Below are 10,721 nucleotides of genomic sequence, written 5' to 3'. Positions count from 1 at the left end.
TGGCTTTGGCTTCCTGTTTTTGGACTGGGCCTTATCGTCTAAAACGACTCCGAGCAAGATGCCTTCCTGTTTGCATCCACTTGGCCGTGGGCCTTGCTCTTGTCGTTGGCGTCGATCGCGCCCGTCCTACTCGCCAAGCGTTTGTCAAAGCCCCCCGCGCCATCGGCACTCAAACAACCGCTGGGACGATACAACATCCACGAGGAACTGGGTGCCGGCGGCATGGGCGTGGTCTACCGTGCCAGCCACACCGAATTGGGGCGAGAGATTGCTTTGAAAGTCCTGCGTGTCGATCGGCAAGATGACGACGATCATCGACGCTTTGACCGCGAGGCCCGCTTGGCCGCCAGCCTGCGGAGCCCTCACAGCGTGACCATTTACGATTACGGTCGCAATGAAAACGGCGAAGCTTTCTGCGTCATGCAGTTGTTAGAAGGTCTGACTTTGTCGGAGGTCGTCGCTCGCAGTCGTCACCAAGCCCCGGCTCGCGCGATCTGGATTCTTCGCCAAGTCTGCCAAGCCGTTTTGGAAGCTCATTCGCAAGGCCTGGTGCATCGTGACTTGAAACCACAGAACATCATGCTCAGCTTCGACACCATCGTGGGTGACTGGGCCGTGGTCTTTGATTTTGGATTGGCCAAACCTCTGCAACCCAACCAAGGCGTTTTTCAAACCGCCGAAACGGTCTGGGCAGGAACCCCCATGTACATGGCGCCCGAACGGTTCCGGGCTCCTTCAGTCATGGACCCTCGAAGTGATGTCTATTCGCTGGGTTGTGTTTTATACTTTTTGTTAACGGGTCATCCTCCGTTCGCGGAATGCGATCCCGAATCCATGTTCGCTTTGATCCTGACGCAACAACCGCTTGAGATCGAAACGCATCGTGGCGAACCAATCGATCCCGAACTGAACGGGTTGGTCCAGGCCTGCATGGCCAAGGACAAACACGAGCGAGTGGGATCGGTCGCGGATCTGATCCAACGTTTGGACGCATTCGCCCCGCGGTATCCCTGGTCGCAAGAAGACGCACGCCAATGGTGGCAACGTCACGCCGATGAAGAACTCGCCAAAAAGCTTTGAACTCATGCGACGATGGTGGACACAACTTTGGCGGCGTCCACGATCATGGGTTTTCCTGATCGCACTGGTGGCCATTGCCGACGCGATCACGCCGCCAGATTGGGCCGTCGTGGTCGCCCACCTGATTCTGTTGCCGCTGGCCTGGCGCGTGCTTCATCGGCGTTTCATCACCTGGATGACGGCAATCCAAAGTCTCGCTGTCGCCGCGGTCGGGCTACTGCATGTGTTCGGACCAATCGCTCATCGCTTTTCCGGTGGCATCGAAACGGAAACATTCGCTTGGTTGGAACCCGTCCGCCTGTGGACCTTCTTCGCTTTGATGGCCACCGGATACTTTCACATCTACTTACAAGGTCGATTGCGAACCCGACTCAAACACCAACGCATGTTGCAACATCGGGTGCATCGACGATCGCTGCAAATCCGACGCGTCAACCGAGCCCTTCGCAACGAAGTCACACGTCGGCAAGAGACGCAGCACCGACTCGATCAAAGCGAGACGACGTTCCAATCCCTCATCGACCGCATGCATTTGCAGGTCGCACGCAAAAGCGCCGAAGGAGTGTTCACCTACGCCAACGAACAATTCTGCGCGGACATCGGCATGACACCGGTCGATGTGATCGGAAGCACCGATGCCGAGTTGTTCGGGGAAGCGATTGGTAAAAAGTACCGCGATGATGACATGTCCGTGATGTCAACGGGACACGCCGTCGACAAAGTGGAAGTGCACCCGGCCCCTGACGGACGCGTCGGGTTCGCTCAAGTCTTCAAGGCTCCTGAGTACGACCAAAACGGACAATGCGTTGGTGTCCAGATCATCTTCTGGGACATCACCGAAAAACATCGCAACGAAATTGCCCTCCGCGATAGCGAAGCGAGAAAACGAGCGTTGTTTGATGCCGCTGGTGACGCAGTGCTGCTGATCGACGCCCAACGAGCCATTGTGGAAGCCAACCCGTCGGCCAGTGAACTTTTGCAAGCCAGCGGGGGACGATTGGTCGGACGCCCGCTGAATGACCTGATCACTCCCGTGTCCCAACAATGGGGATCCTTGCCCCTGGCTGAGCGGCACCAATTGCGTCTCCGCCGAGGCGACGGAAGTGCGTTTGAAAGCGAAGTGTCCGTGCACAACATCCCAGTCGGCGGGGCGACCGGACAAGCCGTGATCATTCGCGATGTCACCCTGCAACGCGCCGCGTTCGAAGCCATGCGAGAGGCCAAGGCTGCGGCAGAACAAGCCAACCAGACCAAGACCCAATTCATGGCGGGGATCTCACACGAACTCCGCACTCCACTGGGAGGAATTCGCGGGCTGACGGATCTGCTGGCCCAACAAACACTGCCCAACGCAGCCCGTCGCTACGTCAACTTGATCGCTCAAAACACCGAACTGCTGCGAGATGTCATCGAAGACATCTTGGACTTCGCCGCGATCGAAGCTGGTCGCGTCACCATCGATCCGGTTCCCGTGAACCTGCACGAAGTCGTTGGCGATGCCTTTGGTTGCCTGGCCGTTCGTGTCGCTGACAAACCCGATCGACTGTGCTTGTCCATCGATCCCCAAACCCCGCAACGCGTGGTCGCTGACCGCATACGAATCCGCCAAATCGTTTTGAACTTGGCTGGCAACGCGATCAAATTCACTCAACAAGGCGAGGTGAGTCTGCGACTGAGTCCCATCGATGAGCCTCTGAACCCGGCAAACCATCCCGTCACCACGCCCGAATCCAACGCTCCCAACGACGCCCCAAATGACGATATCCCGATGGCTTGGTTCGAGATCACGGTTTCGGACACCGGCATCGGCATCGCTCCCGAAAATCAATCGCGGATTTTTGACGCGTTTGAGCAAGCCGATCGTGGAACCAACAAACAATTCGGCGGCACAGGTTTGGGCCTGGCAATCGCTCGCGGTTTGGCTCAGCGAATGGGCGGTGACATCACTGTGACCAGCCACGTGGGACAAGGCAGCCGATTCCAATGTGCGCTCGCGTTGCCCTTGGATCCCAAGCCTGCCCGCGACGAGAAGACGCTGCCAGCCGTTCCGCCTGAAGGTGCCACTGCGGTTGTGTCGGTTGGCAATACCACGATGCAAGACGCCATTGCAGAAACGTTGCTGCATTGCCAATGGCCCATCCGCACTCCTTCCATGCTGGAACCCGACCGAGTTCATCTGCACTGGATCCTGACCGACCAAACCGCCGACGCCGCCTTCCGTATCCGCGCTCGTAAATCCAGCGACCGAGTGATCTGGCTCACCCGTGCCGGCGAACCCACGCCCCGGCGTGCCAAGCGGGAAGACGCGATTGTGATTGAACCACTTCACCCAGATGAACTGCGCCGTTGGCTCTCGGGAAAACCGCTTTTGCAGTCCAGTCGCGGACAACGCAAACGACGGCGTGGGACCAAGCCGACCCTGCCGGCGACCAACCTTCGGACCACATCCAATTCCCCAACCCCAGCGACCACATCGGCCACCGAGACACACCCATCCAATCCCAAACGTGACGATGCCTCATCCGAATCGCCTGTTTATCGATTGCTCGTTGTCGACGACAGTGCGACCAATCGGCTGGTGATTCACGATCAATTGGTCGCCGCCGGACATCATGTGCAAACGGCCGATTCCGGCGAAGCCGCCGTCGATCGACTGGCATCCAGCTCGTTTGACTGCATCATGATGGACTTGCAAATGCCAAACATGGATGGCACCGAAGCCACTCGTATCATTCACCAACAATTCTCCCAAGCTGGCCGAACACCGCCTCCGATCATTGCCCTGACTGCTCACGTCACCGATCAACATCGTCAACTTTGTCGCGAAGCAGGCATGGATGGCTACATCACCAAACCAGTCGACCTGGAACTGTTGCTCGCTGAAATCGAGCGAGTAATGGCTGCGACGAAAGCCGCTGAATCCGACGCGATGCTGCCTCCCGAGTTGCCAACCAACAATCCGGCTGCCCTGCCATTGAAATCAAACGACACCACCAAAACGGTGGACAACGGCTCGACGCCTTCCGAGCAACCCGATGACCATCCAACGGAACCCGCTCCCGATGAAGAGACCTGGGATTGGCGAAGCCAGTTGTCAAAACACTGCGGCAGCGACCCCGACACGATGGAATCCGTCTGCGAAGCGTTTTTGATGGAAGTCCCCTCGCTGATAAAGAATCTGGCCCAAGGCGCCAAGCAAGGCGATGCCAATCGACTCCGGTCCGCATCGCACACACTGAAGTCATGCCTGCGTTACTTTGCCCCCCAAGACGACGTCGCCAAGGCCGCCGAGGTCGAATCGGCTGTCCAAGACCCTGAGTGGGTCGAGCGATTGAAAACCGCCATCAATCATTCCGATCCTGCAACAACGGATGCCGCCGAATCGCAAGCGATCGAAGCACTGCGCGTCACGGCAACTCACTGGGTCTCGCGGATTCGCGAATCGTCTCTGCAACGGTAAGATAGCGTTCTTGTTGTGTCACGTTGGACGCCCGTTGTGCGACCTCGGACTCCCCATTTGATGAACGTCCACTTCAACGAGTTGCCCCATGAAAGCTGCCTTCATCACCGAACCAGGTCCCGCTGATTCCATCCAAGTCGCGGAGCAACCTGATCCGACCCCAGGACCTGGCCAAGTCCTGATTCGCGTGTATGCGTCGGCCGTCAATCCGATCGACACGTACATTCGCTCCGGCGCGATCGCCATGGATTTGCCGCAGCCGTTTGTGCCTGGCTGTGATGCCGCTGGAGTGGTGGAAAGCGTTGGCCTCGGGGTCAAAGGCTTTGCGATCGGCGACCGCGTTTGGTGCACCAACCAAGGCCTGCTCGGCCGCCAAGGGACACTCGCCGAGCTGATCACCGTCGACGAAGGATGGGTGTTCAAGCTCCCCGAGCCCGTGCCCTATGAGGACGCCGCCGCGTGCGCACTCGTTGGTGTCACCGCTCATCTCGGGCTTTTTCGCGAAGCCCAACTGACGCCTGGCGAAAGCATCTTGATCATCGGCGGCAGCGGCGGCGTGGGATCGATGGTTGTTCAAATGGCCGCTGCAAAAGGAGCCCGAGTGATCACGACCGCTGGCAGCGAAGCGAAAGCCCAGGTTTGTCGCGACCTCGGCGCTGAAGAAGTGATTCTCTACAAGGAAGAATCCATCGCTGAGAAAACGAAAGCCTTCGCTCCCGACGGCGTCAACGTGTTCTGGGAAACGAGGCGCGAACCTGATTTCGACACCGCTGTCGATTTACTTGCTGGTCGTGGACGCATGGTGCTGATGGCAGGACGAGACGCACGTCCGGCTTTTCCAGTCGGTCCGTTTTACGTCAAAGAATGCTCGCTCCATGGATTTGTCATGTTCAAAGCCTCCCCGACGGAAATGAAGACCGCCGCGGAGGACATCTCCGATTGGCTGGCGTCGGGTAAACTCTCCGCCAACATCAGTGCCCGTTTCACCTTGGAACAAGCCGCCCAAGCTCACGCCTTGCAAGAATCCGCAACGCTGGAAGACAGCAGTCAACTGGCCGGCAAAATCATCGTCAACCTCAACACCGAATCACTACCATGATCTCTACGATCCCCAACTTTGACGCCGGGGTTCCATGCCCCAAGACCGGCCAACCCCTGCTTCCAGCGGTCGCCCAAGACGCCACCACCGGGCGAGTGCTGATGCTGGCCTGGATGAACCGCGAAGCCTGGGAGGAAACGCTTTCAGGGAACCGAGCCGTCTACTTCAGTCGCTCGCGAGGCGAACTCTGGCGAAAAGGCGACACCAGTGGTCATGCCCAAATCGTCCGTGAAATCCGAGTGGACTGCGACGCCGACGCGATCCTTTTGTCCGTCGATCAAACCGGCGCGGCCTGCCACGAGAACTACGAAAGCTGCTTCTTCCGCCGCGTCGACCCGGACGGCACCGCGCACATCACCGAAGAACGCATCGCTTAAAAGCACGCACCGAGCACGCAACTCCGCCTGGTAACCCCACGCGTCAGTTTCGAAGTTGCGTTTTTGCGTGAGGCATTGATTTTTTCATAACCCGACGCGTCAGCGAGGCGAAGTCAACATCGTTTTTTCCTCGCTGACGCTTCGGGTTTTGAGAAAAACGCAACTTCAAAACGCGTCAGCAAGGCCCGCGTGGCATAACGCCGGCCCCGTCCGGGGCGAGGCGCGCCGCCGAACGCTTCTCCGGTTCGCGCCCCGTCATCGCATCCGTTCCCACCTGTCACCATTAGCCGGCGGTGTCTTTGCCACCGGCCGCATCTTCAGAGATGACAGAACGAATGAAGTGGATGGCATCGTCGTTGTAAGGCGTGTCGTCGAACTTTTCATCGCCGTGTCGGGCCGCTTTGACTTCGACCAATCGGCTTTCAACGCCATTGGCTCTCAACATTGAATTCAAGTAGATGCTTTGCTTCATCGGCACACGCGCATCAAGCACACCGTGAAAGATCAAGAACGGCGGAGAGTTTTCGGTGACATAGGTGATTGGCGACGCCGCTCGCGCGAGGTCCGGACGCATCAGTGGCGAATGCCCCAAGAAGCGGGCTTCCGGGGAGGAGTCATTTTCAAAGTCGATCTCGCCACGTTTCGATTGCAACATCACCAAATCGATTGGTCCGTAAAAGTCGACGACGCCGCGAATCTTTCCCATTGACTGAGACGCATCGGTGACCAACTCAGAGTTGCCGCTTGTCAGGTTGGTGGCGATCAATGCGGCCAAATGACCTCCCGCGGAAGTCCCCAGAAGGATCATGCGGTCCGTGTCCAACCCGTACTTTTCGCGATTGAGATTCAAGAACGCGATTGCATCGGTGCAATCCAAAACTGGCTCCGGGAACGAAGCCTGGTTGGACAGGCGATACTCAATCGAAACAAACGCCAACCCTTCTTCTAGAATCCGCGATGTCAATTGGTCAAACCGATGCAGGTCACGTGCTTTGTTCCCACGCATCCAGGCACCACCGTGAATCCACACCGCCGTCGGCAGAGGTTTCTTGGCTTCGTTCTTTGGCAACAGCAGATCCAGTTTCAGCTCCAGACCATCGACTTCCTTGAAGACAACATCGCTGATGTAGCGGGTCCCCGCCGGCAGTTTGTTCTGAATGAATTCTGCATCCAGCACCGAAGGGATCGCCGCGCGACCGCCGCCACGTGGGCGTCTTTCCCCAGAACGCTCCTCACCAGCATCCGGACGGGGCCCCCCTGATCCGGGTCGCTGAGCGACACTGACACTCGCGCAGCAGCAAACGATCGAGGCGTAGGTAAAAAAACGAACCAGCCAACACTGGGGCGAGTAAGAGGTTGCAGTCATGAGTCTTTGGGGCAGGCGTTCTCAGGCGGCCCCAGGCAAATCCGTGTCCCCGGGGTTCGGTCTCGAGCAGCGACAAATTGTCTCGCATCACTCATCATTGAAACAGTAGCCCATCGAATCGATCCAAACGCCTGAAACGGTGAATTTCGCCACTGTGCCTGACTCAACCGCTGGCCCCGAACGCCTGAGCACCTGTTCTCGCAATCGCGGACCGACGGTTAAGAAAAACTCCCCCCGGCATTACAATACAGAAATTCAATTCATCCCTCGCAGCCGATACCGCGGCGATCGATGAATCGGAGAATCCAAGAAACATCCCCCCGTCAGGGCAGTTCGCCATGAAAATAGTCACGCACATCGCACTGATTCTCGTTGCTGGAGTTGTCCTGGGCCTGGTCGGCCGCCAAATTCGCAGCTCGTCGGTCCGCGAGGACGGTCCAGGTGCCGACGAAGTGGTCTACGGAAATGACAACGCCGTGATTGACAACGCGACACTTCGTCCCGAGGACGTTGCCAACGACACTCCGTCCAAACCTCCAGAAGACGTCGAATGGCTCAGCGAATTCGAACTGCTCGAACGCAGCGGTGAAATGGTTTCGACCGAGGACTTGAAAGGAGCCCCCTACGTCGTCAGTTTCTTCTTCAGCACTTGCCCTAGCATCTGCGTCTCCCAGAACCAGAAGTTGAAGGAGTTGCAGGATGAGTTTGCAGGGCGTGGCGTCCGCTTTGTTGCCATTTCGGTCGACCCTGAAACGGACACCCCCGAAGTCCTGCAAGAGTACGCAGCGCGATTCGGTGCCGACAAAGACCAGTGGCTGTTTTTGACAGGCGACCTGAATTACATCCGTCGCATTGGCGCGGAAATTTTCCAACAACCGGTCAACAAACAATTCCACACCGAACGTTTTGTTTTGGTCGATGCCGAAGGGAAAATTGAGGGCTTCTACAATTGGCCTGAAAAACGTCAACTGAAGGAACTGAAAGCGAGCATTGAATCGATGCTCCAGGACGACGCCTCCTCGAAGAAGTCTTGATTCATGTGGGATACCCTGGCGGCCAATTTGCCGCACCTCAACGCAGCCTTGAACTTGATTGCCACGATCTTTTTGGCGCTCGGACTGTACTACATCAAGAATGGGCGGGCGAAGATCCACAAGCAGATGATGTTGCGTGCGTTTGGTGTCAGCATGCTGTTTTTGTTGTGCTACCTGTTCCACAAATTCGCGTTGTATCAGTCAACAGGTGAATTCAACCGTCGATTTCCCGAGGACGCTCCGGACGCAGCGCGGTACACCTACTTATCGATTCTGATCCCACACATTCTGCTTGCCATCGCGGTGCCGTTCTTGGCGTTGCGAGCGATCTACTTGGCCAAAAACGGCCGCATTGTGGCTCACAAAAAACTGGTGAGGTTCGCCTATCCAATTTGGATGTACGTTTCCGTCACCGGGGTGCTGGTTTACTTGATGCTCTAACAACTTTCCTCGTGAATGACTTAAACCGTGACTAACTTAAACGCCTATTGCCGCGAACGTTGGTGCGGCAATTGCGTACACAGGGTTGTGGTGCAGCGAGTGTCTGCCCATTTGGCCTTCTGCGAGCGAAAACGCGATTTTTTGACTGTCAGAACGGCTGATTTTTGGCGTTGGAGAGTCCCTTCGTGATTGAAGACTCGCCAAGCCGATTGCGTTTGCTGTCGATTGTTTTTGTGGAACATTCCATCGATGGGTATCTACTTCCTGTTTGTTTTGCCTCCGTTTTTGCTGGGTTTGTACGCTCAGTGGAAAGTGAAATCGTCGTTCGCGGCGATGGCGCAAGTGCCAGCGAGGATGTCGGGCGCCGAAGCAGCCCGTCGCATGCTCGATCGTGCCGGATTGCAATCGATCGGTATCGAACGCGTGCCGGGTCAACTGTCGGACCACTACGATCCGCGAGCGAAGGTGCTTCGTCTCAGCGACGATGTTTACTCGGGTCGCTCCATGGCGGCGCTCGGCGTGGCATGTCACGAAGCAGGCCACGCGTTCCAGGACGCGCAGCGCTATGCACCGCTGGTGGTTCGCAACCTGGCCGTTCCGGCCGCGAATTTCGGCAGCGGGATCGGTGCAACGCTGTTTTTTATCGGCGCGTTCTTGACACTTCAACCGTTGATGTGGATCGGCGTGATCCTGTTCTCCGCCGTGGTGTTTTTTCAGGTTGTCAATTTGCCGGTCGAATTCAACGCGTCCAGTCGTGCTCGCGAGCACCTGGTCGAGTATGGTTTGATCACGGCGCAGGAAGAACGCTATGTCGCAAAGGTTCTGAACGCTGCCGCGTTGACTTATGTTGCCGCGACATTGCAATCGATCATGACGCTGGCATATTACCTCTTGATTCTCACCAGTGGCCGACGCAGTGATTGACCCTTCCGACTACTTTGCTGCCTTGGATGCCCCCGAAACATTGGCAACCAAGGCAGATGGTCCCGATGGCAAACTTCCGCTTTCCGACGAGATTCTTCGATCTTGGACCAGCGGTGACCTGTTCGGACTGACTCAAAGTGTCGGCATGGGATTCGACCCCCGTCGAGTCCTCGGCGATCAATACCTGATTCTCAGCACCCAAGGTGGCGTGCGCAACCCGGACGGCACGCCGCAGGCACTCGGTTATCATACCGGGCACTGGGAAGTCGGCTTGCTCGGTCAAGCCGCCGCGGAACAAATCGAACATGACGGCGGGGTTCCCTTTGCCGCCTTCGTCAGCGACCCCTGCGACGGCCGAACGCAGGGCACGCACGGCATGTTTGACTCATTGCCGTATCGCAACGATGCCGCAATCGTCATGCGTCGCTTGATCCGATCGCTGCCAAGACGCAAAGGCGTGATCGGAATTGCCACGTGCGACAAAGGCTTGCCCGCCATGATGATGGCTCTCGCAGGAACCGGTCACCTCGCGAATGTGTTGGTTCCCGGCGGCGTGACCCTGCCGCCAACCGTGGGCGAAGACGCGGGCAAGGTTCAAACCATCGGAGCACGCTACAGTCGTGGCGAAATGAGTTTGGAAGAAGCCTCCGTGGCGGGCTGCAAAGCTTGTGGCACACCCGGCGGCGGATGCCAGTTCCTGGGCACGGCAGCGACCAGCCAAGTGATTGCAGAAGCCCTCGGCATGACGGTTCCGCACGCGGCGCTGGCGCCCAGCGGACAACCGATCTGGACCCGTCTGGCTCGTGACGCGGCCGCCACCGCCGCAGCGATGCACGCATCGGGTTTGACGCTCCGCGACGTCCTGACGGACAAAGCATTCGAAAACGCGATGTTGATGCATGCAGCCGTCGGCGGCAGCACAAACCTGCTGCTGCACATC

General features: G+C 57.6%; 9 protein-coding genes. 8 read left to right on the top strand and 1 reads right to left on the bottom strand.

The window, feature by feature from the left end; genetic code table 11:
* Positions 1-99: 99 nt before the first annotated feature.
* From ACF8AM_RS10445 to hisI, 4 genes are all read left to right on the top strand, one after another.
* Positions 100-1,080, top strand: coding sequence for a serine/threonine-protein kinase (locus tag ACF8AM_RS10445; protein ID WP_392555586.1), 981 nt, complete (start codon positions 100-102; stop codon positions 1,078-1,080).
* A 4-nt stretch (positions 1,081-1,084) separates the two neighbouring features.
* On the top strand, positions 1,085-4,540 hold the full coding sequence (locus ACF8AM_RS10440) for a response regulator (protein WP_392555585.1): 3,456 nt from the start codon (positions 1,085-1,087) through the stop codon (positions 4,538-4,540).
* A gap of 88 nt (positions 4,541-4,628) precedes the next feature.
* Positions 4,629-5,639 carry an NADPH:quinone reductase gene (locus ACF8AM_RS10435; RefSeq protein ID WP_392555584.1) on the top strand — a complete coding sequence of 337 codons (1,011 nt, stop codon included), beginning with the start codon at positions 4,629-4,631 and terminating at the stop codon, positions 5,637-5,639.
* Positions 5,636-6,016 (top strand): phosphoribosyl-AMP cyclohydrolase, encoded by a 381-nt coding sequence (hisI, locus tag ACF8AM_RS10430; protein WP_392555583.1) that lies wholly within the window; start codon positions 5,636-5,638, stop codon positions 6,014-6,016. The genes ACF8AM_RS10435 and hisI overlap by 4 nt, the downstream gene beginning before the upstream one ends.
* Positions 6,017-6,299: 283 nt before the next feature.
* On the opposite strand, the gene ACF8AM_RS10425 is transcribed toward hisI, so the two are convergent.
* A complete protein-coding gene (locus ACF8AM_RS10425; protein WP_392555582.1) occupies positions 6,300-7,382 on the bottom strand; it encodes an alpha/beta hydrolase fold domain-containing protein in 1,083 nt (360 codons plus the stop codon).
* A gap of 338 nt (positions 7,383-7,720) precedes the next feature.
* Between ACF8AM_RS10425 and ACF8AM_RS10420 the strand changes: the two genes are divergently transcribed.
* From ACF8AM_RS10420 to ACF8AM_RS10405, 4 genes are all read left to right on the top strand, one after another.
* Positions 7,721-8,416, top strand: coding sequence for an SCO family protein (locus ACF8AM_RS10420; protein WP_392555581.1), 696 nt, complete (start codon positions 7,721-7,723; stop codon positions 8,414-8,416).
* A gap of 3 nt (positions 8,417-8,419) precedes the next feature.
* Entirely contained in the window at positions 8,420-8,857 is a 438-nt protein-coding gene (locus ACF8AM_RS10415) for a DUF420 domain-containing protein (RefSeq protein WP_392555580.1), read from the top strand.
* A 249-nt stretch (positions 8,858-9,106) separates the two neighbouring features.
* On the top strand, positions 9,107-9,781 hold the full coding sequence (locus ACF8AM_RS10410; RefSeq protein WP_392555579.1) for a zinc metallopeptidase: 675 nt from the start codon (positions 9,107-9,109) through the stop codon (positions 9,779-9,781).
* Positions 9,762-10,721 (top strand): dihydroxy-acid dehydratase (locus ACF8AM_RS10405; protein WP_392555578.1); only part of this gene is annotated, 960 nt, incomplete at its 3' end. The genes ACF8AM_RS10410 and ACF8AM_RS10405, both read left to right, overlap by 20 nt.

Source organism: Rhodopirellula sp. JB055 (assembly GCF_043100905.1).
Lineage (GTDB): Bacteria > Planctomycetota > Planctomycetia > Pirellulales > Pirellulaceae > Rhodopirellula.
The sequence above is the reverse complement of the archived record's forward strand: the minus strand, read 5'-3'. Positions and strand labels throughout refer to the sequence as shown.

Coding starts and splice junctions, on each gene's coding strand:
- ACF8AM_RS10440 (WP_392555585.1), top strand. CDS start 1,085: ATGCGACGATGGTGGACACAACTTTGGCGGCGTCCACGATCATGGGTT.
- ACF8AM_RS10435 (WP_392555584.1), top strand. CDS start 4,629: ATGAAAGCTGCCTTCATCACCGAACCAGGTCCCGCTGATTCCATCCAA.
- hisI (WP_392555583.1), top strand. CDS start 5,636: ATGATCTCTACGATCCCCAACTTTGACGCCGGGGTTCCATGCCCCAAG.
- ACF8AM_RS10425 (WP_392555582.1), bottom strand. CDS start 7,382: ATGACTGCAACCTCTTACTCGCCCCAGTGTTGGCTGGTTCGTTTTTTT.
- ACF8AM_RS10420 (WP_392555581.1), top strand. CDS start 7,721: ATGAAAATAGTCACGCACATCGCACTGATTCTCGTTGCTGGAGTTGTC.
- ACF8AM_RS10415 (WP_392555580.1), top strand. CDS start 8,420: ATGTGGGATACCCTGGCGGCCAATTTGCCGCACCTCAACGCAGCCTTG.
- ACF8AM_RS10410 (WP_392555579.1), top strand. CDS start 9,107: ATGGGTATCTACTTCCTGTTTGTTTTGCCTCCGTTTTTGCTGGGTTTG.